The 26,193-nt window shown below is 32.1% G+C and carries 27 protein-coding genes; 18 read left to right on the top strand and 9 right to left on the bottom strand.

Going from position 1 to position 26,193, the window contains the following annotated elements:
• Window positions 1-3: 3 nt before the first annotated feature.
• From MK851_RS00250 to MK851_RS00260, 3 genes are read right to left on the bottom strand one after another with little or no spacing between them, the layout of a single operon-like run.
• Window positions 4-1,713, bottom strand: coding sequence for a hypothetical protein (locus MK851_RS00250; RefSeq protein ID WP_303505645.1), 1,710 nt, complete (start codon window positions 1,711-1,713; stop codon window positions 4-6).
• Between the two features lie 7 nt (window positions 1,714-1,720).
• A complete protein-coding gene (locus MK851_RS00255) occupies window positions 1,721-2,392 on the bottom strand; it encodes a hypothetical protein (RefSeq protein WP_303505647.1) in 672 nt (223 codons plus the stop codon).
• 35 nt (window positions 2,393-2,427) lie between these two features.
• The gene (locus MK851_RS00260) at window positions 2,428-3,144 is read right to left on the bottom strand and encodes an NRDE family protein (protein WP_303505649.1); all 717 of its coding nucleotides are present in this window, start codon (window positions 3,142-3,144) and stop codon (window positions 2,428-2,430) included.
• 140 nt (window positions 3,145-3,284) lie between these two features.
• On the opposite strand from MK851_RS00260, the gene pruA reads away from it, so the two are divergent.
• The 4 genes from pruA to MK851_RS00280 all read left to right on the top strand — a co-directional run bounded on the left by pruA (window position 3,285) and on the right by MK851_RS00280 (window position 7,325).
• Window positions 3,285-4,910 carry an L-glutamate gamma-semialdehyde dehydrogenase gene (pruA, locus tag MK851_RS00265; RefSeq protein WP_303505651.1) on the top strand — a complete coding sequence of 542 codons (1,626 nt, stop codon included), beginning with the start codon at window positions 3,285-3,287 and terminating at the stop codon, window positions 4,908-4,910.
• Window positions 4,911-5,358: 448 nt separating this feature from the next.
• Window positions 5,359-5,553, top strand: a complete 195-nt coding sequence (locus MK851_RS00270; RefSeq protein WP_320240484.1) for a hypothetical protein — start codon at window positions 5,359-5,361, stop codon at window positions 5,551-5,553.
• 106 nt (window positions 5,554-5,659) lie between these two features.
• A complete protein-coding gene (locus tag MK851_RS00275) occupies window positions 5,660-6,571 on the top strand; it encodes a glutaminase (RefSeq protein ID WP_320240486.1) in 912 nt (303 codons plus the stop codon).
• Window positions 6,572-6,671: 100 nt separating this feature from the next.
• Window positions 6,672-7,325, top strand: coding sequence for a hypothetical protein (locus tag MK851_RS00280; protein ID WP_320240488.1), 654 nt, complete (start codon window positions 6,672-6,674; stop codon window positions 7,323-7,325).
• 193 nt (window positions 7,326-7,518) lie between these two features.
• Here MK851_RS00280 and MK851_RS00285 read toward each other — a convergent pair whose 3' ends face one another.
• A complete protein-coding gene (locus MK851_RS00285; protein WP_320240490.1) occupies window positions 7,519-8,157 on the bottom strand; it encodes a YceI family protein in 639 nt (212 codons plus the stop codon).
• A gap of 183 nt (window positions 8,158-8,340) precedes the next feature.
• On the opposite strand from MK851_RS00285, the gene MK851_RS00290 reads away from it, so the two are divergent.
• The 5 genes from MK851_RS00290 to MK851_RS00310 all read left to right on the top strand — a co-directional run bounded on the left by MK851_RS00290 (window position 8,341) and on the right by MK851_RS00310 (window position 11,132).
• Window positions 8,341-9,573, top strand: coding sequence for a DEAD/DEAH box helicase (locus MK851_RS00290; RefSeq protein WP_320240492.1), 1,233 nt, complete (start codon window positions 8,341-8,343; stop codon window positions 9,571-9,573).
• 79 nt (window positions 9,574-9,652) lie between these two features.
• Complete coding sequence (locus tag MK851_RS00295) at window positions 9,653-9,982, top strand: metalloregulator ArsR/SmtB family transcription factor (RefSeq protein WP_320240495.1); 330 nt, start codon at window positions 9,653-9,655, stop codon at window positions 9,980-9,982.
• A 47-nt stretch (window positions 9,983-10,029) separates the two neighbouring features.
• Entirely contained in the window at window positions 10,030-10,497 is a 468-nt protein-coding gene (locus MK851_RS00300) for a DUF6428 family protein (RefSeq protein WP_115900094.1), read from the top strand.
• Between the two features lies 1 nt (window position 10,498).
• Complete coding sequence (locus MK851_RS00305; RefSeq protein ID WP_320240499.1) at window positions 10,499-10,666, top strand: hypothetical protein; 168 nt, start codon at window positions 10,499-10,501, stop codon at window positions 10,664-10,666.
• A 40-nt stretch (window positions 10,667-10,706) separates the two neighbouring features.
• Window positions 10,707-11,132, top strand: a complete 426-nt coding sequence (locus tag MK851_RS00310) for a hypothetical protein (protein WP_320240501.1) — start codon at window positions 10,707-10,709, stop codon at window positions 11,130-11,132.
• Here the strand turns inward: MK851_RS00310 and rsmG are convergent.
• Entirely contained in the window at window positions 11,122-11,751 is a 630-nt protein-coding gene (rsmG, locus tag MK851_RS00315; RefSeq protein ID WP_320240503.1) for a 16S rRNA (guanine(527)-N(7))-methyltransferase RsmG, read from the bottom strand. The two genes, MK851_RS00310 and rsmG, sit on opposite strands and share 11 nt — an antisense overlap.
• Window positions 11,752-11,896: 145 nt before the next feature.
• Between rsmG and MK851_RS00320 the strand changes: the two genes are divergently transcribed.
• Both MK851_RS00320 and MK851_RS00325 read left to right on the top strand, forming a co-directional pair.
• Window positions 11,897-12,988 (top strand): fatty acid desaturase family protein, encoded by a 1,092-nt coding sequence (locus MK851_RS00320; protein WP_303505670.1) that lies wholly within the window; start codon window positions 11,897-11,899, stop codon window positions 12,986-12,988.
• A gap of 24 nt (window positions 12,989-13,012) precedes the next feature.
• On the top strand, window positions 13,013-14,200 hold the full coding sequence (locus MK851_RS00325) for a pyridoxal phosphate-dependent aminotransferase (RefSeq protein ID WP_320240506.1): 1,188 nt from the start codon (window positions 13,013-13,015) through the stop codon (window positions 14,198-14,200).
• 391 nt (window positions 14,201-14,591) lie between these two features.
• Here the strand turns inward: MK851_RS00325 and MK851_RS00330 are convergent, their stop codons facing one another.
• On the bottom strand, window positions 14,592-15,071 hold the full coding sequence (locus MK851_RS00330) for a retropepsin-like aspartic protease (protein ID WP_320240508.1): 480 nt from the start codon (window positions 15,069-15,071) through the stop codon (window positions 14,592-14,594).
• 36 nt (window positions 15,072-15,107) lie between these two features.
• On the opposite strand from MK851_RS00330, the gene MK851_RS00335 reads away from it, so the two are divergent.
• Together MK851_RS00335 and MK851_RS00340 are read left to right on the top strand one after the other, a co-directional pair.
• Window positions 15,108-15,872, top strand: a complete 765-nt coding sequence (locus MK851_RS00335; protein WP_320240510.1) for a TatD family hydrolase — start codon at window positions 15,108-15,110, stop codon at window positions 15,870-15,872.
• Entirely contained in the window at window positions 15,865-16,347 is a 483-nt protein-coding gene (locus MK851_RS00340) for a methylated-DNA--[protein]-cysteine S-methyltransferase (RefSeq protein WP_320240512.1), read from the top strand. The genes MK851_RS00335 and MK851_RS00340 overlap by 8 nt, the downstream gene beginning before the upstream one ends.
• A gap of 69 nt (window positions 16,348-16,416) precedes the next feature.
• On the opposite strand, the gene MK851_RS00345 is transcribed toward MK851_RS00340, so the two are convergent.
• Window positions 16,417-16,866 carry a nucleoside deaminase gene (locus MK851_RS00345; protein WP_320240514.1) on the bottom strand — a complete coding sequence of 150 codons (450 nt, stop codon included), beginning with the start codon at window positions 16,864-16,866 and terminating at the stop codon, window positions 16,417-16,419.
• Window positions 16,867-16,966: 100 nt separating this feature from the next.
• On the opposite strand from MK851_RS00345, the gene MK851_RS00350 reads away from it, so the two are divergent.
• Window positions 16,967-17,719 (top strand): UDP-2,3-diacylglucosamine diphosphatase, encoded by a 753-nt coding sequence (locus MK851_RS00350; protein ID WP_320241260.1) that lies wholly within the window; start codon window positions 16,967-16,969, stop codon window positions 17,717-17,719.
• Between the two features lie 63 nt (window positions 17,720-17,782).
• Here MK851_RS00350 and MK851_RS00355 read toward each other — a convergent pair whose 3' ends face one another.
• Together MK851_RS00355 and MK851_RS00360 are read right to left on the bottom strand one after the other, a co-directional pair.
• Window positions 17,783-19,090: a RagB/SusD family nutrient uptake outer membrane protein gene (locus MK851_RS00355; protein ID WP_320240516.1), complete on the bottom strand. Its 1,308-nt coding sequence runs from the start codon at window positions 19,088-19,090 to the stop codon at window positions 17,783-17,785.
• Between the two features lie 17 nt (window positions 19,091-19,107).
• Window positions 19,108-22,089, bottom strand: coding sequence for a SusC/RagA family TonB-linked outer membrane protein (locus MK851_RS00360; protein ID WP_320240518.1), 2,982 nt, complete (start codon window positions 22,087-22,089; stop codon window positions 19,108-19,110).
• 227 nt (window positions 22,090-22,316) lie between these two features.
• On the opposite strand from MK851_RS00360, the gene MK851_RS00365 reads away from it, so the two are divergent.
• The 4 genes from MK851_RS00365 (at window position 22,317) to MK851_RS00380 (ending at window position 26,170) form a co-directional block, all read left to right on the top strand.
• Complete coding sequence (locus MK851_RS00365; RefSeq protein ID WP_115899400.1) at window positions 22,317-23,306, top strand: AAA family ATPase; 990 nt, start codon at window positions 22,317-22,319, stop codon at window positions 23,304-23,306.
• A 76-nt stretch (window positions 23,307-23,382) separates the two neighbouring features.
• Entirely contained in the window at window positions 23,383-24,249 is an 867-nt protein-coding gene (locus MK851_RS00370; protein ID WP_320240521.1) for a DUF58 domain-containing protein, read from the top strand.
• Between the two features lie 9 nt (window positions 24,250-24,258).
• Entirely contained in the window at window positions 24,259-25,176 is a 918-nt protein-coding gene (locus MK851_RS00375; protein WP_320240523.1) for a hypothetical protein, read from the top strand.
• Window positions 25,163-26,170 (top strand): VWA domain-containing protein, encoded by a 1,008-nt coding sequence (locus tag MK851_RS00380; protein WP_320241261.1) that lies wholly within the window; start codon window positions 25,163-25,165, stop codon window positions 26,168-26,170. Before MK851_RS00375 ends, MK851_RS00380 begins: the two co-directional genes overlap by 14 nt.
• The last annotated feature ends 23 nt before the right edge of the window (window positions 26,171-26,193 follow it).

Below are 26,193 nucleotides of genomic sequence, written 5' to 3' on the forward strand. Positions count from 1 at the left end.
AGCTTATTTCGCTACTGTATTGATAAATTCTAACAATAATTTTAACGTGTTTTCTTCTGTTCCTTGTGTAGATATTTTTAATTCAGAAGAAATTGTATTACCTCTCATTCTAGACACTCTAAACACACCTTCATTTAAATTCTCTGTTGAAAAACGCATTGCTTCTTTTTCAGACTTATTCATCCATTTATTAGGAATCTTATTTAAAACAGCGTTTGCGTCAACAAAAAATACTGTTGAATTATTTCTAACCAACTTGCTGTGTTTTTTAGTATTAAAATTATTATTTCCTCTAGCAATACTTAACGCATTAGTTCTTGATGTAGTTAAGTACAATACATCATTTTTAATTACTGAATATAGGTTAAATGGTATATCAGACTTTTTAGTTTTAAATTCTACTACATTATTTTCAATCTTTAACGCTTTGTGTTTTTCTCCTAATCTAAAAAATTTACTTAACAATTCCTCTTCCTCTGAACCTATCATTAACGTAAAATCAGGAACAATTTCTTCTTTTGTTTTTGTTACTTCTTTACGCTTGTAATCTTTGTCATATTCGTAAGTAGTGTATTCTACTTCTTGTTTAGAAAAATCGTTCAATACTAAAAGAGCATCTCCAGTAACTAATTTCCCTACTGCTTCTTCATCTATAACTAAAGAGAACAAATCACCTACAATTTCCATTTCTTCTTGAAATTTAGGTAAAATGCCTCCGTACATCTTATGTAATAGTTCCGGATATTCCTTTAACGTTTCTTCAGTGTCTATCGAAATACTCCAAAAAGCTAATGCTTTATCATGATCAAAGCTGTTTACTAAATTGCGACTCATTCTTTTATTATAAATCTTTTTGAAAGATTTCTTCATATCAGAGCTAACCGACATGTCTAATAAAATTCTTGCATCGTTTTTATCAAAAAACAAATTAGCTGTTACTTCTTCAACCCCGTAAATATTTTGATTTCCACCTTCAGCATACATAGGATACAGATACCCCCCAAAAGACTTGAACAAATCTGTCATTAACATACCATAGTTACGAACCCAAAGTGTTGCTGATGCATTTTTCTTTTTACTTTTTTGAAATTTTGTATTAGAAGCAATAGAGCTGATAACATTCTTATTAAATAGGTTTAACACATACTTTTTTGTCCAACCCTTACCTATTCTTTTTCTGAAATTATAGTTATACTCTCTTTCTTCTTTAAGTTTATCTAAACGTTCTTTATGAGTTGAGAAATACCCTCTTGACGCATCACCGTTTACCAATAAAAGATAATCATCGTTCCAAATTCTAATATCACTACGTCCTTCAATGATATTATAGCCTTCCATTCTTCTTATCTTCTTCTTATTTCGTTTACTTAACATTGACTCGAACAACTCTCTATCTTTCAATTCAACATAAAAGTTATGGTATGAAATACTATCAGTTTTACTGAAGAAATAATAAGCATTCGATTTAATATTAATACCAGCATTAGCAACTGAAGACACTTTATCTTCATCACGTCTTCTATTAATATCCTTTAAAATTTCTTTTCCAATAGCATTCTTGTCAATATCTGATACTTCTATTAACTTAAATAAATTTTCTGCATTTGCAGAAATTAACACGTCTACATTGTTAGGTATCTTAGACTCTAATCGTTGAGCTTGTATAACTGTAAGTGTGTTTAAAAACAGTAGTGTAGCAATAATTTTTTTCATCCTAAATTTAATTCTCTAATTGTATTTTATTTTTGATTGTTTGTTTGTTTGCTATGATGTCTTGTGCTTGTAAATGTAACATAATAGCTTTTTTACTTTGTGATATTCTTGCTTGGTTATTCTCTGTCGTTTTTATAGGCGTTTCAAACCTATACACACTGGTGTAAGTAGCAGTTTCAAACACCTTACGGTCTTGATTTTTTGTTTTTCTGAACTCTTTCCCTAAATCAAAATGATGGCTACGTGTAAATATTTTACTCTTTTCATTAAAAGTAAAATGTCTGTTTTTTTTGATAGCTTCTATATGTTTTTTAGAGCTAAAATTAGCTATTACTTCATTTAAAGCTTCCACATTATCAAAATCACATGAAACTGTTACGATGAACTCATTAAAGTTTAACGTATTTTTTACATTATGAACTCCTTTTGTCCCTTTAATCTTAGAAACTATTTCTTGTACTTTTTTTCTTATGGTTACTTTTGAAGGTACTTTATAACCATTTATACTATCAAGTAATAGTATAGAAGCTAGCTTCGTTTTACTTTTACTTAAGTTTATGGTAAGCACAGCACTTCCCGAACCATCTTTATTAAAACTTACTTCTTCAACAAACTCAAAGCAACTTGTAAATAAGAAAATAGAAATTGTAGAGAATAGCAATAATAATCTTTTATTCATAAAATATTTTTTGCAAAGATATTAAATAGGTTTTATTACAAACGAATGATTTCTCCTCCTATTTTGTTAATATTTGAATGTAGATCGTAATAACTCATAGTAAGCTTCTTTTCGTTTTTTATAACTGACGTTACACTCACTGTTTCTACATTTTGACGCTTCATTTTTAAAGAGACCTCTTTACTACCTTTGGTTTCATCTTGATGAAAATTGATAATATCTGACTGATTAAAGTTTCTATTATTTAATAACCAATCGGTAAACCACTCTTTTCTTAACTGTTTCATTTCATCAGTATACAGTGTAGATGACGACCAAATTTTAGGTTTATTATTTAACTCTTGAAAATACTTTTTAGCTCCATCCCAAACTAACTCATAAGCTTTTAAGTTGCTATTCCAATCAACCAAAACAATAGTAAAAGGCTCAATCCCTTCAAAATCAAAATGATTGATTATTTCAACAGGATTCTCAACTTTTAATAATTGTTTTACAATAACACCTCTGCTCATTCGATACGACTCTGCTCTTTGGTGTTTGGTAAATCCTCCATTTAGTAAACAAATCAATCTATTTTTTTCACTTAAACCAATCCATGTACCACCTGCAAATTCATCTTTAGGATAGGTTAACCTTACCCCGTCTTCTAGATACGTTTTTGGTGCAATAGTTTTTCGTTTTGGGTCTTCATCTCTATTCGAGGTTAATATAAAATCATTATCTCCTAAAGGTAAATAAGTTACCGTACACATGTTGTTTTACTTTTAAATAATTCCAGCCTTTTGTCCTTTTAAATATTCCTAAAATAACCGTAACTTTGTCATTTAAGAAAGTCTGGTATAGGCTTTTTCAATAACAAAGAAAGAAATTTAATTCAACAAACAACATACAAATGGGAAAAGGATTTTTTCACGTACCAACTGCCATTAACGAAACCGTAAAAAGTTACGCTCCAGGATCTCCAGAGCGCGAAGCAGTTTCTAAACAATACAAAGAATATTTTAACGGATCTATGGATGTACCAATGTACATTGGTAGTGAAGAAATTAGAACAGGAAACACCAAAAACATGACTCCTCCTCACGATCATAAACACGTGGTAGGACAATATCATGTTGGAGACAAATCGCATGCTGAAAAGGCAGTTGCCACAGCTTTAGAGGCTCGTACAGAGTGGGCACAAATGCCATGGGAACAAAGAGCGGCTATTTTTTTACGTGCTGCTGAGTTAATTGCAGGACCTTATCGTGCGAAGATTAATGCAGCAACGATGGTTGCACAGTCTAAAACAGTACATCAAGCAGAAATTGACGCTGCTTGTGAGTTAATCGACTTTTTACGTTTTAACGTAGAGTATATGACTGATATTTACAATGAGCAACCAAACTCTGACGACGGAATTTGGAACCGTGTTGAATACAGACCTTTAGAAGGGTTTATTTATGCTGTTACTCCATTTAACTTTACTGCAATTGCCGCAAACTTACCAGCATCTGCTGCAATGATGGGGAATGTTGTAGTTTGGAAACCATCTAATAGCCAAATTTTCTCTGCAAATGTAATTATGCAAATTTTTAAAGAAGCTGGCTTACCTGACGGTGTTATTAACATGGTATTAGGAAATCCTGCAGAGATTACTGAGGTAATGTTGTCGTCTCCTGATTTTGCAGGAATCCACTTTACGGGTTCTACAAATGTATTCCAAGATCTTTGGAAAAAAATTGGAGAAAATATCCACATTTATAAAACATATCCAAAAATTGTTGGTGAAACTGGTGGTAAAGATTTTATCGTTGCGCATCCTTCTGCAAATGCTAAACAAGTAGCAACAGGTATTTCTCGTGGTGCTTTTGAATTCCAAGGTCAAAAATGTTCCGCAGCTTCAAGAGTATACTTACCAAAATCGTTAGCTGAAGAAACCTTAAACTACGTAAAAGAAGATATTGCTTCTTTTAAAATGGGCTCTCCAGAAGACATGAGCAATTTTATTACTGCGGTAATTCACGAAGGTTCTTTTGATAAGTTGGCAAAATATATTGATCAAGCGAAAGCTGATGCTGACGCAGAAGTTTTTGCTGGTGGTAACTACGATAAATCAAAAGGATACTTTATTGAGCCAACCGTTATCTTAACTACCAATCCTAAATATACGACTATGGAAACCGAATTATTTGGTCCTGTAGTAACTATTTACGTATATGAAGATGCTGATTGGGCTGATACGTTAAAATTAGTTGACGAAACTTCTGAATACGCTTTAACAGGTGCTGTATTCTCTACAGACCGTTACGCTGTTGTTGAAGCTACTAAAGCTTTAGAAAACTGTGCTGGTAACTTCTATGTAAACGACAAGCCAACAGGTGCTGTTGTAGGACAACAACCATTTGGTGGAGCAAGAGCTTCAGGAACAAACGATAAAGCAGGATCTGCTCAAAACTTATTACGTTGGGTATCTCCTCGTTTAATCAAAGAAACTTTTGTTTCTCCAACTGATTATCGTTACCCTTTCTTAGGATAAGAAAAAAAATTCCGAACTAGGAATCTTACTATAAGTTAAAAGCAACCTCTATGAGGTTGCTTTTTATTTTTTTGAATCTTTTTCCACTTTTAAATATCTTTCGCCAATAAAATTGCTTTTAAAAATGAAATCACTTTCTTTTTTCATCCTTACTTTACTTTTTTTAAGTTGTAGCAAAAGAGTATACATCAATAAAGAATGGAATACAAAAATCGATTTATCAAACTCTAAAATTATCTTTGATTCAAAGATTAGAAATAACAAAACTCTAAACTCAGATTTTCTATTATTTAAATTACCTAAAACTCATTGTCGAGTTGAAGACATTGATTTTCAACCTGAATTTAAGATTTACAATAAATTTCTTAAAGAAAAAAAGCCTGATCACGAACAACTAGCTAACGTACTTCACACGTATTTAAATCAACACTTCGAAATACTCAATTACATGAGAACAGACAAGGATGATTATGGATATTTATTTGGGTTTGTTGTTGAAAATAAAAACAGATATCTATATCATTATCGATTAATTAATTTAAATGGTTACAACTATTTAATTGAAATGAAATATACTTTTAACACATCTCTTAAAACACAAAAGCACTTTAAGAAATTAGTCAAATCAATTAAAGCTATATAAAATCGGTTTAATCTTAAGCTCATTACTTTCTATGAGGTTTTTATTTGTTTTCAAACAGAATTCAACTAATTTCGTTTAGCGTCAATTTGTTTTATTTTAACAAGCAATGAACTATAAAGAAATACTTGAAAACATATATCAAAAAATCGCTCCTATTGAAAATATAGGAAAGTTAGCCACCTATATTCCTGAATTGGCCACCATTGATACTGATAAATTTGGCGTACATATTTCTACTGTTTCCAATACTAATTTTGGATTAGGAAACTTCCAAGAAAAGTTCTCCATTCAGAGTATTGCTAAAGTATTATCTCTTTGTTTGGCGTATAAGCATCTTGGTGAATCTATTTGGGACAGATTAGGTGTTGAGCCATCTGGAAATAGTTTTAATTCATTGATCCAACTGGAAACGGATAATGGTATTCCTAGAAATCCGTTTATCAACGCAGGTGCTATTGTAATTGCTGATATTTTAATTAGTAGTTTGGTAAATCCTAAGGAAGATTTATTGAATTTCATTAAAAGTCTTTCCAAAAATAAAAACATTGACTACTCAGCAAAAATTGCAGCTTCTGAAAAATCGGTAGGCTATCGAAATGTTGCCTTATGTAATTTTATTAAATCCTACGGAAACATATACAACGACCCTGAAGTGGTGCTAGATTTCTATTTCGATTTATGTTCGTTGGAACTGACTTGCGAACAACTTTCTGAATTGTTTTTCTTCTTAGCCAATAACGGAAAAACACGACAAGGTGAACAAATATTAACCAAAAGTCAATCGAAAAGAATTAATGCCTTAATGCAAACCTGTGGTTTTTATGACGAATCTGGGGAGTTTGCTTTTAAAGTTGGACTCGCTGGTAAAAGTGGTGTTGGTGGTGGTATTATTGCCATACACCCTAACCAATACGCCATTGCAGTATGGAGTCCTAAATTGAATAAAAAAGGAAATTCCTACAGAGGTATGCGCTTTTTAGAAGAATTTACTACGCTTTCTGAGCAGTCTATTTTTTAGGTTGATTCTTCCCTTTAATTAAACTAATTTGGTTACCATTAAATACAAATTGTTAAAACAGATTTTTATCTAAAAAATCACACAAACTAAAATCAAATAATTGGAAAAATCATATATAGATTCTAAAGGTCGATTCAGAAGAGGGCATGTAGAATTGTTTTTACAAATTTCAATCGATATTTATCATAGATTATTGAAATACGAAAATGAGTTAGTTGATTTAAGAAAAAAAAATGATTCGATTGCTCAATCAGATGAAGGACTATTTCCTCCAATAGAAAAAATTAGACTTTCAATTCGTATTTCTACTCTTGAAAAAGAAAAGTATAAAAGTAGTATTGAAGGAATTATAATTTTGGCTTCCTATTACGAAGCTTTAATAAATGAAATTGGAAGAATTGAATTAGGCTCTAAATACTATGAGAATCTGGATAAATTAAAAGTTTCAGCAAAATGGGAAATAGTTCTAAAATTGATTTATTCAGAATCTCTTCAAACTGATTCCCAATATTATGAATCCATGATAAAAATAATAAAAGAAAGAAATGACCTGGTTCATTATAAAACTAAAACAATTGAAAATCCAACTTTAAGAGAAACAAAAAAAGGATATGAAATCGCTAATCAACGTATGAGTATTTTTACAAATGCCATAGAGACCTTGACTCAGTTCCATAATGATATTTTAAAGATTGATTGTTCAAAAGGTCTCTTAAAATCATTTCAGTTTCCGAAAGAAATTAAACGTATTTAACCAACGTAAAGGCATTGATTCATCGCAAACAGCTGTTAACGTTGGAAAGAAAATAGTTGACTTGACCAAGAAATCAAGTCCCTAACTCACAACGTCGTAATCCCTACTCCATCAATTCTACTAGATAATCAACATTAGAAAAAAGCCCAAAATATTATCTAAATACTATTTTGGACCTTTTAAATTTCTACAACTAACTCAACTCAATTTTCATATTTAAGTACAACCATTTGGTAGGAATGTTTAATGATTGCCCGTTTACTAACTTATCATAATCAATACCCCAATCTAATAAATTTACTTGACCTTGCAATACCAGTTCGCTAGACATGCTTTTGTATGAATTTCTAATTCCTGTGGCAAAAAACTTCACCTCTTTTTCAACTCCTTTAATAGACATTATTCCGTTAATTTGATACCAATCTACCCCCATCACAAAAACATTCGTAGTTCTAAACGTTATGCTATCGTTTTGATCATTAATAAATACCCCTTTTGTTTTAATTCTTGCAGTTAAATCAGCTTCATCACCTCTGCATACTCTAAATGAGTTTGGATCAACCTCAAACGAAATACGCATGTTTTCTAACGAATTTCCAGCATCCATTCGTACAGGAATGTCTACTTTTAAATCATCTACAATACCTCCAAACGGCGTACTACAATGACCGTGCGTTACAAACATATTAATCGTTTTGTTTTCTACAACTTCGGCTACCTCTTTTTTTATTTCTTTTGGTGTAACTGTTGAAGTACTTTTAGCAAATCCGCTTACAAGCACTATGGCTAACAATGCCCCAACTAACAAAATTCTATTTTTAATGGTTTTCATACTATTCGTATTTAAAGTTTTCATCAAAACTATCGCAACCTTCCGTTAAAAGTGTAAATCAATTGTCAAAAAAGTGTAAAAAGTGCTTTTAACTACTGGTTCATGCCTGTTTAACCTCTTGAAATACCACAAAATAAATTTTTCCTTCTTTGTTTTAGACTACCTTTGCAAAAAAATATTTGAATGCAGTTTACAGACTTACACCTTAATAAATCTATCTTAAAAGCGCTTACGGAAGAAAGACACCACACACCTACTTTAGTACAACAAAAAGTAATTCCGTTAGTACTCAACAAAAAAGATGTGATTGTAGCTGCTCAAACGGGTACAGGCAAAACGGCTGCTTTTGCATTGCCTATTATCAATGAGCTTTCTAAAGAGACTGATGTTGAGAAAAGAGCTAAGAAAATAAAAGCATTGATTATAAGTCCTACTCGTGAATTGGCTATTCAAATTCAAGAAAACTGTAAAACATATAGTAAATACACCAATGTAAGAACTACCGTTGTTTACGGAGGTGTACCTACACAACCTCAAAAAGATATTCTAGAAAAAGGTGTTGATATTTTAATTGCAACCCCTGGGCGTTTTATTGATTTACACAAACAAGGAAGTATTGATGTACGCCAGTTAACGACTTTTGTTTTAGACGAAGCTGATTTAATGCTCGATATGGGCTTTATTGATGATGTGAGAAAGATTGAAGAACTATGTCCGCGTAAAAAACAAACCTTATTGTTTTCTGCCACAATACCTGATAAAGTGAACGATTTAGCAACATCAATGTTGTACAAACCAGAGAAGGTAGACATTTCACCTACTGAAACTACTTCAAAAAACATTGGTCAATTACTGTATTATACACCTAAAAAGCATAAAGTAGATTTGTGTTTGCACCTACTACGTAACACTATAAAAGGACGTATTATTATATTTCGTCGTACCAAATTTGGAGTAGACAAACTCGAAAAAACACTCCAAAAGAACGGTTATAAAGCTACTAGCGTACACGGCGACAAATCACAAAACCTACGTAACCAAGCTATTGAAGACTTTAAAAGCAACAAAGCCAATATTTTAATTGCAACTGATGTTGCCGCTCGTGGAATTGATATTAGGAAAGTAGACGCAGTAATTAATGTTGATTTACCAAACATTCCTGAAACCTACGTACACAGAATTGGTAGAACAGGTAGAGCTGGGAAGTCAGGAATTGCCTTTTCGTTATGTAGCGCTGATGAAACTTCGTATATCAAAGCTATTCAAGAATTCATGGACAGGTCTATCAAAATTGTGGAAGACCATCCATTTCCTCTTGCTAAACCTAAACATAAAAAGCAACCCAATACTGTTAGCAAACACAAGAAAGGAAGAAAATCAGAAGCTTCTAAAAAGAAGAAAAAACGCTGGTATTAAACTTTTTATAAAAAATAACACTGGAAAATAGTTCGTGTTTTATTTATTAATCGTAATATTACGATACAATAATTAACATATGGGATTAACCAAATCTGAAATATTTACTGAAAAGCAAAACCAGCTAGCCACTATAGCAAAAGTACTCGGTCACCCAGCTCGTATAGCTATTATACAACACTTATTTAAATTGAATTCTTGTGTTTGTGGTGATTTGGTAAATGAAATTGGTTTGGCACAACCTACCATTTCGCAACATTTAAAAGAATTAAAGAAGGTTGGTATTATCAAAGGCACTATTGAAGGAACTAGCGTTTGCTATTGTATTAACCCTTCAATCTGGAAAGAAATAAAAACCTTACTTTCTTCTTTTTTAAATCTTGACACAAACAATAAAAACTGCTGTTAAAAAAATTTGAATTTATTAATCGTAATATTACAATAAATATATAAGTCATGAAACTATCAGAAATCAAACAACATTTAAGTACATTAAAAACAATTGCTTTTCAATTACCTGACGGTAGTTTAGTTCCAAATCATTTTCACGTAACTGAAGTAGGAAAAATCACTAAAAACTTTATTGATTGTGGTGGAACTGTTAGAAATGAAGAAGTCGTGAACTTTCAATTATGGAATGCCAATGACTATGACCACAGATTGCATCCTGAGAAATTAGTTCATATCATAGAATTATCAGAAAAAGAATTAAATATTCCTGATTTAGAAATCGAGGTTGAATACCAAGGAAGCACCATAGGAAAATACGGATTAGATTTTGACGGAACCAACTTCTTACTTACTACGAAGCAAACTGATTGTTTGGCGAAAGATAACTGCGGTATTCCAACAGAAAAACCTAGCGTAAAACTATCAGATTTACAAAAGCAAACTGCTTGTGAACCAAATTCAGGATGTTGCTAATATGAAAACACTAAACTCATCTTTATTTTCTGGTATACAAGAAACCCTCTCTGAATTACCAACTGTTTTGGAAGAGCTCAAAGAAGTTTTACAACCTCTTTATTCAATTCATTCAGAAAAAACTAGACAACAAAGAGATAATAAACCTAAATTTTATTTGCACGCATAACTCAAGACGAAGTCATTTATCGCAAATATGGGCACAAACCATGGCTTTTTATTACCAAACTCCAAATGTATATAGCTATTCAGGAGGAACTGAAATCACCGCTATGAATTCAACAGTGGTAGATACTTTGGTAAATAACGGATTTAGAGTTCAGCAATTGTCAAACGAAACCAATCCTGTTTATGCAATAAAATACGCTGATAATGTACCTTCTATAACAGGTTTTTCTAAAAAGTATGATAATGAGTTTAATCCTACTTCAGCGTTTTGTGCTATCATGACCTGCTCACAAGCCGACGAAGGCTGTCCTTTTATAGCTGGTGCTGAAAAAAGAGTTCCCGTTACTTATGAAGATCCTAAATTATATGACGGGACACCTTCTGAAAAACAAAAATATTTAGAAAGAAGTTTAGAAATTGCAGCTGAAATGCAGTATGTGTTTTCCTGTGTAAAAATTAGCCTTTAAATTTCACCGGTAAGTGTACCACTTTTTTAGTTTCGAAGAAATCTTCTTCAAAAAAGTCTAGTAAATTATAAATGGTGGCTTTAGGGAAGTTCGCAAGTTCTTCCGTAAGATCACCTCCTTTTAGATATAAAATTCCGTTTTTAAGTGCATGGTTTTGTTTTTTATGCACTTTATTTTTTACCCAACGTTGAAATGTTTCCATTTGTGCCACTGCTCTACTTACAATAAAATCGTACGTATCATTTACTTCTTCAACACGTCCGTGAGTAGTTTTTACATTTTTTAAACCTAATCCTTCAGTAACTTCATTTACCACTTTTATCTTTTTCCCAATAGAATCTACCAAATGAAATTGTGTTTGAGGAAACAAAATTGCTAACGGAATTCCTGGAAATCCACCACCTGTTCCTACATCCATTACTTTAGCGCCAGACTTAAACTCCATCACTTTTGCTATTCCTAACGAATGTAATACATGACGTAAGTACAATTCATCAATATCTTTACGAGAAACAACATTAATTTTTAAGTTCCAATCTTGATACAATTCTTGCAACTTAGAAAATTGTTCTAACTGCTTTTCTGATAAATTGTCAAAGTATTTTTTTATAAGTTCCATGAAGTCATTTTTTCCGTTGCAAAAATAAAAAACTAATTGGTATTGTTAATTTTTATATAAAAGATATTAATCTAGTTAAAAAGTTAGCCTTTAGCAATAACTGTGAACCAAAAACGTTTATTTTTGCGGTACAAATAAACAACAAATGAAGACAGTAAACTTCTCAAGAATAGATAACGCTAAGTTTTTTAGAACTCTAAATAAAAGAGTTAACACTTACTTTAAAGAAAACAACATTAAGCGTACAGGTAACTGGAAACTATACTCAAAAGCTATTATTATGCTAGCTATGTTTATTGTTCCGTTTATACTAATTTTAACTATTGATATGTCTCAATGGATAAAATTAGCACTTACCGTTTTAATGGGTGTTGGAATGGCAGGAGTTGGAATGAATGTAATGCACGATGCCAACCACGAATCTTTTTCAAGTAAAAAATGGGTAAACAAACTTTTTGGAAGTAGTATATACATTTTAGCGGGGAATGTATACAATTGGAAAGTACAACATAATGTATTACACCACACTTATACCAATATACAAGATCATGATGAAGACATTGATGCTGGTAGAATAATTCGTTTTTCTAAACATGCACAGTGGTTATGGATTCATAAATTTCAAAAATACTATTCTGTATTCTTATACGGGTTGCTAACTATAAACTGGGCAATTACTACCGATTTTAAACAAATGCGCAATTATTTAAAACGTAAATTATCATACGGTGAATTTCCCAACCCGGCTAAAGAATGGACCAAATTAGTAGTTTCTAAAGTAATCTATTATTCACTTTGGGTAATATTACCTATCGCAGTGATGGATGTAACTTGGTGGAAGGTATTAATTGGATTTTTTGTAATGCACTATACTGCAGGTATTATTTTAAGTGTTGTATTTCAATTAGCACATGTTGTTCCTAAAACAGAAATGCCTTTGCCTGATGAAGATGGTAACATGAAAAACACATGGGCTATACACCAATTGTACACTACATCAAATTTTGCTCCTAAAAACTGGTTAGTTAATTTTTATACTGGTGGTTTAAACCATCAAGTTGAACATCATATTTTTCCACACATATCGCACATTCACTACGATAAACTAGCTAAAATAGTGAAAGAAACTGCCAAAGAATTCAATCTTCCATACAACGAATATAAAACTACTCGTAAAGCAATTATTGAGCATTTTAGACATTTAGCTGAGTTAGGAAGAAAACCTCAATTAGCATAAATCAACATACAACATAACAACACAATGTCAAACGCATTATCAAACAGAATTAACAGTTTACCAGTATCGCAAACTTTGGCTATGGCTGCTAAAGCAAGAGAATTAAAAGCTAAGGGTAAAGACATCATTAGTTTAAGCTTAGGTGAACCTGATTTTAACACACCTGATTTTATTAAAGATGCTGCTATTGAAGCCATCAACCAAGATTATAACTCATACACTCCAGTTGATGGGTACGTAGAGTTAAAAGAAGCTATTTGCGAAAAGTTTAAGCGTGATAATAACCTAACATATGCTCCAAATCAAGTAGTCGTTTCTACAGGAGCAAAACAATCAATTGCGAATGTAGCTCAGGTATTATTAAACCCTGGTGATGAAGTGTTATTACCAGCACCATATTGGGTAAGTTATTCTGCGATTGCAATTTTGTGTGAAGCTAAATTTACAGAAATTCCGTCTTCTATTGAGAATGATTTCAAAATCACTCCAGAACAATTAGAAGCTGCTATTTCGCCAAAAACAAAAATGATTTTCTTTAACTCGCCAAACAACCCAAGTGGAACAATTTATAGCGAGGAAGAATACAGAGCACTGGCAAAAGTATTAGAAAAGCATCCTCATATATACATATTATCAGACGAAATATATGAGCATATTAACTACGGAGCTAAGCCATTTAGTTTTGCAGCTATTGAAAGCATGTACGACCGTACCATTACTGTAAACGGATTAGCGAAAGCTTTTGCTATGACTGGATGGAGAATTGGTTTTATTGGTGCTCCTCAATGGATTGCTAAAGCATGTACTAAAATGCAAGGTCAAATTACTTCAGGAACTAACTGTATTGCACAACGTGCAGCAATTACTGCCGTAAAAGCATCTCCAGAAAAAGTACAGTACATGGTAGATGAATTTAAAAAGCGTAGAGATTTAGTTCTTGATTTATTAGGGGAAATCGAAGGATTCAAATTAAATGTACCTGAAGGGGCTTTTTATGTATTTCCTGATATTTCTGATTTCTTTGGAAAAACTATCCAAGGAAAAGAAATTAAAGATGCGAATGATTTTTCTATGTTATTATTAGAAAAAGCAAATGTAGCTACAGTAACTGGTGAAGCTTTTGGTGCACCAAACTGTGTTCGTTTATCATATGCTGCTTCTGAATTACAATTACGTGAGGCAATCAAGAGAATTAAAGAGGTTTTAAGTTAATTAACTTAGAACAATATCATCATTAAACATAAAAAAATCCGTAAGACGTATCTTACGGATTTTTTATTTGAATTTTTAATTAGATTCTTCGTTTTTGTTTTTTTTCAAGAAAGTGACAATATATAAAACAATAATTGATAAAGGTAAGAATGTTGTTTTTAAACTTTTATAAGTAAAAAATTCACTATATTCTTTATTGTAGATAATATAAGAGAGTTCCCATATATAAATAATTAAGCCAAATATTACCCAAACTAAAACAAAATAGTTAAAAACAATTTATTTATTTTCATAGCTATCACAGTGTTTTATTATAAAAAATATCTTTAGAGTTTTCATTCTAGTATTGAATCTATTCGCATTATAAAAATTTATACATAGAGCCACAACATTAGAAAGGAACTTTTAATTTCCTTACTTTTTTCTTTTTAAGCTTCTTTAAATACAACGCCTTCTTATTATAATCAATAAAGGCTTTTCCTACCTCTAAAATATCTGCTCCTATAATTCCATCTACCTCTTCAGCATCATGTTGTTTTAAAGCTGTATTTACATGTGTTAAGTCAAACAGAACCAAATCACACTCATTCGTCTTCCATTTCCCTATTTTAAGTGAATTGTTTTCTGATTTTTGTGTCTCCATATCGGTAGCACCTGCTCCTGCTGCTTTAATTTCACTTTCTTCAGAAATAAGCTTGAAACGTTCTATTAACTCCAATCCAACACACGAATTAGAAGCTCCAGTATCTAAAATAAATCTTCCTTTAACACCGTTTATCTCTGCGTTCAACTGTAAATGATTCGTCACCATTTTTTTAAGTTTTATCTTGATGTACTTCTTTTTTCGTAATACTTTTTTCAAACTTGCCATTTCTCGTACTTTTGTCCCGTAAAGATACAGCAATAAATGATTACAGATACACACACTCACTTATATTCAAGTCAGTTTGACGAAGACAGAAATGAAATGATACAACGTGCTAAAGAAGCTGGCGTTTCTCGTTTCTTTATTCCTGCGATTGATAGTTCGTATACAGAACGTATGTTTGATTTAGAAAAAAATTATCCGAGCGATGTGTTTTTAATGATGGGATTGCATCCAACTTCAGTAAAAGAAAACTATCAAGAAGAATTAGCACATGTAAAAGAGTGGTTAGACAAACGTGATTTTTATGCGATTGGTGAAATTGGTATCGATTTGTATTGGGACAAAACTTTTTTATCGCAACAACAAGAAGCTTTTCGTACTCAAATTCAATGGGCAAAAGAGAAAAAGTTGCCGATTGTAATTCATTGCCGTGATGCCTTTGATGAAATTTTTGAAGTTTTAGAAACTGAAAAAGGAGACGATTTATACGGAATTTTCCACTGTTTTACAGGAACCTTAGAACAAGCTGAAAAAGCAATTTCTTATAATATGAAATTAGGAGTTGGTGGTGTTGCAACCTTTAAAAACGGAAAAATTGATAAGTTTCTAAATCAAATAGATATCAAACATATTGTATTAGAAACTGATTCTCCTTACTTAGCTCCTACTCCATACCGAGGAAAACGTAATGAAAGTAGCTACATAACTAATGTTGTGGATAAGTTAGTTGATATTTATGGATTAACTTTCGAAGAAATTTCAGAAATTACAACGCAGAACTCTAAAAACGTTTTTGGTGTCTAACCTACAAACCACATATTATAAAACTCCTATAGGAATTACCAAAATAGAAGGTAATGAAAATGGAATTCAATCAATTTCTGTAATAGATGATGACATTGAAAATCCAACAAAAGTTCCAACTTGTTTGCAAGAATGCGTTACCCAACTAGATGAATATTTTGCTGGAACAAGAACAGCGTTTGATCTAAAATTGAATCCGAAAGGAACAGTTTTTCAACAATCCGTTTGGGATGAACTGTTAAATATTCCCTTCGGAAGAACTAGATCTTATTTAGAGCAAACCAAACGATTAGGAGATGTAAAAGCTATTCGTGCGGTAGCCTCTGCCAATGGTAAAAATCCTATTTGGATCGTTATTCCGTGCCACAGAGTTGTAGGTTCTGATGGCTCGTTAACAGGATATGCAGGTGGTGTTTGGCGTAAAAAATGGTTATTGGAATACGAAAGTGGAGCAAAACAACAAACATTATTTTAATGTTATTTAGTTAAACTTAATTTCAACTTCTCATAATGAGATTCCGAAACAAGTTCGGAATGACTATCGTCAATTTAAATTGCGTTTTTCACTAAAAAACTTCTTCAACAAAAAGCCACATTCTTCTTCTAAAACTCCTGATATTACTTTTGTTTTTGGATGTAATTTGGTTTCTAAAACAGAAAAACCAAGTTTAGGCTCACTAGCTCCGTACACTATTTTGCCTATTTGTGTCCAGTAACTTGCACCAGCGCACATTTGGCAAGGTTCTAACGTAACGTACAACGTACAACCTTTCAAATATTTCCCTCCTAAAAAATCAGCTGCTGCAGTAAATGCCTGCATTTCTGCATGGGCGGTAACATCATTTAGCAATTCCGTTAAGTTATGTGCTCTCGCTATAATCTGGCTATTAAAAACAATGACCGCGCCCACAGGAACTTCGCCTTTATCAAAGGCTAGTTCAGCTTCCTGTAAAGCTTTTTTCATAAAGTAGGTGTCGTCAAATGGATTCATCAATAAAGCTTTTTGCAAGTATATAAACAAATGTAGCCAAAATTTGTTTGTGTAAACTCTAGGTAAAATACTTATTTTTACCAAAATTTACGATTTGATTTCAATCAATATTTCTAATAATAAAAAAGTTTATTTTGCTTCCGATCAACATTTAGGAGCTCCAACTTCTGAAGCTAGTTTTCCTCGTGAACAAAAGTTTGTTACATGGTTAAATAAAATAAAAAAAGACGCTGAGGCTATTTTTATTTTGGGTGATTTATTCGATTTTTGGTTCGAGTACAAAACAGTAGTTCCTAAAGGCTTCATACGTGTTTTAGGGAAACTTGCTGAGCTAAAAGATAGCGGTATCCCGATTTACTTTTTTGTTGGGAATCACGACTTATGGATGCGTGATTATTTTGAAAAGGAATTAAACATTCCTGTATATCATTCTCCTCAAGAATTTAAAATTAACGATAAATTGTTTTTAATTGGTCATGGTGATGGATTAGGCCCTGGAGACAGAGGATATAAACGTATGAAAAAAGTGTTTACATTCCCGCTATTTCAATGGATGTTTCGTTGGCTACATCCAGATTTAGGTGTTCGATTAGGACAATATATGTCCGTAAAAAACAAATTGATTTCTGGTGATGAGGATGCTAAATTTTTAGGAGAAGACAATGAGTGGCTGGTTCAGTATTGCAAACGAAAATTAGAAACTAAACACTATGATTATTTTGTATTTGGACACCGACACCTTCCATTAGAGATTCAGCTTAAAGAGAATAGTGCTTATTTAAATACTGGTGACTGGATTCAGTATTTTACCTATGCTGTTTTTGAAGATAATGTTTTAAGATTAAAAGAATATTAAAACAAAAGGTTGAAAATATTACTATTCCAACCTTTTAGTCTATAATTAATTCAAATATTAACTTTAAATGTTTTCATTTGCTGGTATTGGCACTGCTGAAGGTACATTATCTGTACTTCTATCGTTAGGTAATTCATCTAATTTATTAAACCTCCTCATATCAACCCATCTATGCCCTTCACCAAAAAGAGAATATCTTCTCTGCATTAAAATTTCATTAGTTAATTCCATTTCTGAAGTTCCTCCTGTGTACGCTGCCAATCCTGCTGCATTTCTAATGACATTGATTGCCATTACAGCATCACTTGGCGAGCTAACCATATTTGCTTCTGCATATAACAATATTAATTCTTCATTTCTAATTACTGGTACGCTTTGAGTATTAGATTGATAAATCCATACATCATGAGTCCCTATTAAACCTGAAGCTTCTCTCGGACTATCTCTTAGCACAACTTTATCAACTCTACTGTCATTTGCCTCAGCATCAGTAACAAAACTTTGATGAGCAACCCTTACATTTGCTTCCTGATTTAATGCTATGAATAGTGGATTAGCTAAATCTGCTCCTGCTAATGAAAAAGTATGATATGCTCCAAGGTTTAAATCTCCATTCATATTAATAAAAGAATCAGCTAATAAGGTTAAGACATTTGCGTAATTTCCCCTATATGCCTCTACTCTGGCATTGAGAGCTTTATTAAACTTTAAAAAAGAAGAAGGTGTGTTAAAACCAGTGTATCCACTTCCTAATTCAAACGGAAAATCAGAACCACCATTTTCAAGATCCGTTGCAGCTTCTGATAATAGATTAAAAATTGCTGTCAAAGCACTTGTATAATCAACAATTGGTCCCAAATTATCAGGATCACTAACATCTAAACGTATTCCATTACCTGCTTGATTATTTGACAACATTAAAAATTCATGAGCCTTTAATGTATTTAATACCCCTCTAGTAGCTGCTATTTCTTCAGCTGAAAAGTCAGATGTAGTATTTTCCAATCCTTGTAAAGCTAGATTAATATCCTTTATAGCTGCATATCTTGCGCCCCAAGGAGCGGTAGTATAAAAAGTGTTATTGTCTAAATTTCCAGTAACAACATCACCTTCAAACCTTGGATCTGAATTTGTGAAATAATAATACTCCCTACCTAATATACTTTGCACATCAACCTGTGTAGCTAGACGAACTCTCATATCCGACAAAACCCCTGAAACAGCTTGAGGTAGTTCCCCTCTAGATAAATCAGAAGATATAGACCCTGTGCTTGCTCCATTTAAACTTTCTCCACCATCAAGTTCACAAGATGTAAGTCCTAGTAAGGTTATTGCTAAAGTTACTATACTTATTTTTTTTGCTATTTTCATTGTTATTCTTTTTAAAATTAAAACTGTGCTGATAGATGGAACATGTATCTTTTAGAAGATGGGAAAGGAGTCACCTCAACCCCAGTAGAGAGCCCGTTTCCTCCAAAATTAGACACTTCTGGATCATAACTATTATAATCAAAAATATTGATTAGATTATTCCCAGAGAAACCGAGTCTTAGACTAGAAACTGCTCCACTAAAAACATTTTCTAACACTTCTTTATCAAAACTATAATACAATCCTAATTCTCTAAGTCTTAAATAAGAAGCATCTTCTACAAAAGGTCTTGCATTACCAGCAAACAAACCATTATTAATCCTATAGGTTCCATTTGGAATAACTCCATTTGGATCTAAAGTAATCTCATCATAATCATTACTAGTTCCCCCAAAATCTGACAATAATTTAGATAAGTTTATATTATCTCCTCCTTTTTTCCAGTGCCATAAAAATGATAGGCTTATATTTTTATATTTTAAAGTATTATTAAATGACATTTGAAAATCTGGCTCAGCATCTCCTAATTTTATCACAGGTGTTCCTGGTCCAGTCGTCCCAACAATTTGAGTTACACTTTTTCCTTCTTCAATTTGAAACTGCCCTAAACTATTACCAAAACCTCCAAGGTTAAATGTTGGAACATTCAGTTTTGTCATTTTCGACCTATTCCTATACCAGCTAATTCCTGAATCCCATGTAAAATCTTCTGAGTCAAAAACCTTCGCATTCAACCCTACTTCAATACCTTTATTTTGGAGTTCTCCAGCATTTACCCACTCTGTAACATACCCCGTAGATGGCTCAATATTAGCAGTCAATAACAAATCTTCTACATCTTTCTTATAATATGTGAATTCTAAAGACAATCTATCATTTAAAAAACCTGCATCAAATCCTACTTCTAATTCTTTTTGTCTTTCTGGTTTTATATCAGCATTTCCTCTAGTTCCTGGTACAATAATACCTACGTTCCCGTCTATTGAAGTATTTCCATATGTAGTATATAAAGAACCAAATGCAGCAAAAGTTCCTGCTTCACCATAAGCCGCTCTCAATTTCAATCTATTAAATCCTTTTTTCTCTCCCCAAAACTTAAAATTATGCAGATTCGTAGCTAAAGATGCTTTTGGATAATAAAATAGCTCATTTGGATCTCCATTATTTGTTGATTTATCTCCTCTTACGCCTAAAGTTGCAATTATCTTGTTTTGATAATTAATAGCCTCTTGAACATAAAATCCAAAATCTTCTTGTTCTAATCTAAATTGATTAACATTTTGATTAGCACTTTGGTCTACATTTGTTTCTGAAGCAATCAAATCTGTTGCTGTTACCCTCACTATATTTTGAGAAAATTGTTCGTTTGTAAGACCTGCTTGTGTTGCGAATCTTAGATCATTTTTTGTACTAAAATTATGCACTAAAAAAGCTGAATAGTTTGAGTTTGTATTTACCGTATTACTAATTGCAGTAAGACCATTTACCCCACCATTATCAGGCCTCATAAACTGTAATTCTTTAGGGAAAATTACAGTAGCTGTAAGAGTATAATGATCTGTACCAGCTTTAGCCACAAATTTTAAACTTGAATTATCATTTCTATACAGATCATATTCATAAGACCCTCCAACAATAAATCTTTTAATTTTTTCGTTGTTAGTCATCAAATCTCTTGTTTGAAGAGGATTTGAAGAATTATTAGGGTGATCTGGATAGTTACCATTTGTATCTGGCAATAAGTAATCCCAAGGTCTTGTCGCTGTTAAAGCTACCCCAATAGTCGCACCTGAGTTATCATTATTAAAAAAACCTCTATCAGCTGAAGAATTTATATAATTACTTGATAATGATATTTTCATTTTTTCATTTAACTGATGCCCTAAATTCAATCTTACTGAAGTCTTATCATATCCTGTATTTTTTACAATTCCATCTTCTTGACTTCTTGAAAAACCTGCAAAGTAAGTTGTCTTTTCAGACCCTCCCGATAAACTTAAATTAGTCTTTGTTATTATTCCTTTTTCTCCAAATAATTCTTTTTCATAATCTCTTAATCTACCAGCATTTTTTGCTGCTGTGTAAAGCACACCTTCTCCTGGAAATTGAGACTCAACTAATTCTTCTGTCCATTTTCTTTGTCCTTGTAAATTAATTATTTCATTAAACCCCACAGATTGTGAAAAATTCACTCTGGCTTTTCCTGTTTTACCTGATTTAGTTGTTATAATTACAACTCCAGCCGCACCTCTTGAACCGTAAATAGCTGAAGCTGAAGCCCCTTTTAATATCTCTATGTTTTCTATATCATTCGGATTAATATCTGCTATCCTGTTAGTAGCATTATCTTGAGAAGAAGCATTACCACCTGTTGAAGCTTGAGAAACTGCATTTAGCCCTCCAGAAGAAATACTGCTATTATCTACATAAACACCATCTATAATATACAAAGGTTGAGAATTACCATTAATTGATGTTACTCCCCTTAACTTCACAGACAATCCTCCTCCTGGTGCTCCTGAATTCGATGTTATCACAGCTCCTGTAAACTTCCCTGCTAAAGCCCCGTCTAATGTTTGTGGTGGTGCAACCCCTGCCAGCTTTTCAGCAGAAATAGTAGCCACAGAATTTGCTAAGTTTTTTCTTTTCACAGTAGATGCTAGCCCCGAGATCACTACTTCTTCTAAAACATCAGAATCTTCTCGTAATGTTACTTGTAAAAAAGCTTCTGTATTAGCTATATTCCTTTCTATTATAACAAACCCTAAGGAAGATATTGTTACTACTGCCGGAAAGGTTTTTATATTTAAGCTAAATTCACCATTCTCATTAGAAGTGGTACCATTTGTTGTTCCTTTCTCTATAATGTTTGCAAAAGGAATACTTTCTCCATTTACATCCACAATTTTTCCTTTTATTGTTTGCCCGTAAACAAAACTAGAAAACAGAAAGATAAGTGCGTTAATTAGCAACGTTTTGCTAAAAGACATTTTCTTCATAAAATTTAAGTTTAAAGTTAGTAGAAGCTAAATTTCATTTTTTTTACTCACAAAAACAAATTATAAACAACTTATTTTCAGTAACATAAAACACACAACCAAAAACTTAACTTTAAAGAACAACACCTTTTAGCTTGTAAATACAAGGTTTAACCAACTTTTAACAACTAAAAAAACACTATTATTGTAGCTTTGTTTCATATAAATTCTAATTTATTTCAATTACTATGGATATAGATGTAAGAGCCATCAATGAAAAAATAGAAAGAGAAAGTGCTTTTGTAGACTTATTAACTACAGAAATGAATAAAGTAATTGTAGGTCAAAAACACATGATTGAACGATTACTAATTGGACTTTTAGGAAATGGACATATCTTATTAGAAGGTGTACCTGGGCTAGCAAAAACATTAGCAATTAACACACTTTCTAAAGCTGTTGACGGAAGCTTTAGTCGTGTTCAGTTTACTCCAGATTTATTACCTGCCGATGTAGTAGGTACCATGATATACAATGTAAAAGAAAATGATTTCTCAATTAAAAAGGGACCTATTTTTGCCAATTTTGTATTAGCCGATGAAATTAACCGTGCGCCTGCTAAAGTTCAATCTGCTTTATTAGAAGCCATGCAAGAGCGTCAAATTACGATTGGTGATGAAACTTTTAAGTTAGATGAGCCTTTCTTAGTAATGGCTACTCAAAACCCAGTAGAGCAAGAAGGAACTTATCCGCTCCCTGAAGCACAGGTAGATCGTTTTATGTTAAAAACAGTAATTGATTACCCAAAATTACAAGACGAGCAGCTTATTATGCGTCAAAACTTAAACGGAAGTTTTCAAAAAATAAATCCTGTAATTTCAATAGAACAAATTATTAAAGCTCGTAACGTAGTTAATGAGGTTTATATGGATGAAAAAATTGAAAAATATATCTTAGATATTGTTTTTGCAACTCGTTATCCTGAAAAATATAATTTAGAAAAACTACAACCACTTATCAGTTTTGGTTCTTCTCCTCGTGGTAGTATTGCCTTAGCAAAAGCTGCAAAATGCTATGCTTTTATTAAACGAAGAGGGTATGTAATTCCTGAAGATGTTCGAGCAATCGTAAACGATGTTTTACGTCATAGAATTGGTATTACGTATGAAGCCGAAGCTGAGAATATAACATCTATAGATATTATCAATTCTATTATTAACGAAGTGCAAGTACCTTAATCAATTATCAATAAGCAATTATCAGCTTAAAATATTTTACTGATTAATTGATAACTGTTAACTGACAATTGAAAATATGGATACAAAAGAGTTACTAAAAAAAGTTCGAAAAATAGAAATAAAGACACGTAAGTTGTCTAATCATATTTTTGGAGGAGAGTATCATTCAACCTTTAAAGGTAGGGGTATGACTTTTTCTGAAGTTCGTCAATATCAATTCGGAGACGACATTAGGGCAATTGACTGGAATGTTACTGCTCGTTATAACGAACCTTATGTGAAAGTTTTTGAAGAAGAACGTGAACTTACCTTGATGTTGGTGGTCGATATTTCTGGTTCTGAATTTTTTGGTACTTCTGAACAATTTAAAAAAGATACCGTTACAGAAATTGCAGCTACACTAGCGTTTTCTGCTATTCAAAACAACGATAAAGTTGGTTTAATTTTATTTTCAGATCAAGTTGAACTGTACATTCCTCCTAAAAAAGGAAAAAGTCATGTGTTAAGAATTATTCGTGAACTTATTGAGTTTCAACCAAAAAGTAGACAAACCAATATTAGTGAAGCTCTCAAGTTTTTATCAAACATTATGAAAAAGAAAGCTATTGTTTTTATGCTTTCTGATTTTATGGATGATGATTATGAACGTACATTAAAAATTGTTGGTAATAAACATGACGTAACTGGCATACGTGTATACGATAAACACGACGAAGAAATTCCAAACCTAGGGATGGTTTCTATGATGGATGCCGAAACTGGAAAAACACAACTAGTTAACACTAGTTCTAAATCAGTTAGAACTCATTACAAAGCAAATGCTTTACGTTTGTCTGATTATTTTGAAACCACTTTTACAAAAAGTGGTGCAGGAACAATTAGCACTAGAGTTGATGAGAGTTATGTACGAAAACTGTTAGGTTATTTTAAACGAAAAGGATAAGAACAAACAATGAAACACAAACTACTTTACATATGCTTGTTTTTAACTTCTTTTGCCTTTGCACAACAACCTCAGGTAAAAGTAGAAATTGATACAACAAACATCAGAATTGGTGAACAATTTCAATATAAAATATCTGTTGACGAAACCGAAAACGTTATCATTCCTAAGTTAGAAAACTTAAAAGGATTGGAGGTTATTGATACATTAAAAATTGATACCATTGAAAACAAGCTAATCCAAAAATATATTTTAACAGGTTTTGATAGCGGTGCTTTTTACATTCCAAAACAACAAATATTTATTAGAAACCAAGCTTACTTAACCGATAGTTTATTAGTTAACGTAGCTACGGTTCCTATCGACACTACTAAAGTTAAAAAATTTCCAATTAAAGGAATTAAAGGAGAACCATATCAACTTGATGATTTCAAACAATATATTTGGTGGGTTATAATAGCTTTAATTGTTATTTTGACACTACTCTATTTCTTTGTTTTCAAAAAGAAAAAAGAACAAGAAGAAAAGATTATTATTCCTTTATTGCCTCCTTATGAAGAGGCCATCCAAAAGCTAGAGCAGTTAGACAAAAAATTATTATGGCAAAATAATCAGGTTAAAAAGTATTATAGTGAATTAACAGACATCATAAGAGGTTATATTGAACGAGAGTTACATGTTCCTGCCTTAGAAAGTACTACTGATGAATTAATTGATGTATTAAAAGATTTCAACGACACAAAGTCAATAGAAGCTCCTAAGGAAATTATTGATAAACTAAAAGGACTTTTACAAGAGTCTGATTTAGTTAAGTTTGCAAAATCGAAACCTTTATCTCATGAAATAGAGGAAGATCGAAAAGATGCAAAGCTTATAATAGACAATTTAAAACCTAAAAAACAAGAAGAAGATGATGAAGTGGAATAATTTCGAGTTTCATAGTCCTGAGTTTTTATGGTTGCTAGTATTAATTCCTTTATTAGCTTTTTGGAGTTTTCATACCCAAAAAAAAGATAGTGCTCAGCTTAGAATGCCAAGTACTAAAGGTTTTAAAGCACAGGGTTCAATTTTGCCTAAACTAAAACCTTTACTACAATTCTTAAGGTTATTAGCATTAACCTGCTTAATAGTTGCTTTGGCACGCCCTAGAAATGTAGCTGTTAGTAAAAAAACTAAGACGAATCGAGGAATTGATATTGTAATGGCTGTTGATGTTTCGGCCAGTATGTTGGCAAAAGACCTTAAACCAAACCGTCTGGAAGCTTTAAAAAGAGTTGCAACTGACTTTATAAACCGACGTCCAAATGATCGTATTGGTATTGTAGTTTATGCAGGAGAAAGTTTTACACAAACTCCGATAACCAGTGATAAATCTATCGTAAAAAGAACCATTTCAGAAATTAAATGGGGGCAGCTAGAAGGTGGAACTGCTATTGGTATGGGCTTAGGTTCTGCTGTTAATAGATTAAAAGATAGCAAAGCCAAAAGTAAAGTTATTATCTTATTGACAGATGGTGTTAATAACGCTGGTTTTGTTGATCCTAAGACTGCTACTGATTTAGCAAAAGGAAACGGAATTAAGGTTTATACTATTGGAATTGGAACTAATGGAATGGCTCCTTTCCCTTGGGCTAAAGATCCAAGAACTGGTAAAATTTCTTTTAAAAACCAACCTGTTGAAATTGATGAGAGCTTACTAAAGCATATTGCCAGCGAAACTAGTGGGAAATATTTTAGAGCAACTAACAACACCAAATTAAAAGAAATTTACGACGAAATCGATAAGCTAGAAAAAACTAAAATCGAAGAATTTAAATATTATAATTACTCAGAAAAATATCGTTTTTTAGTATTTCTAGCAGGAATATTTTTGCTCCTAGAATTCACCCTAAAAAACACAGTATTTAAAAGTTTTATATAAAATTGTGTAATTGTTAAACTGTT

The sequence above is a fragment of the Tenacibaculum sp. 1B UA genome, assembly GCF_033978845.1.
Lineage (GTDB): Bacteria > Bacteroidota > Bacteroidia > Flavobacteriales > Flavobacteriaceae > Polaribacter.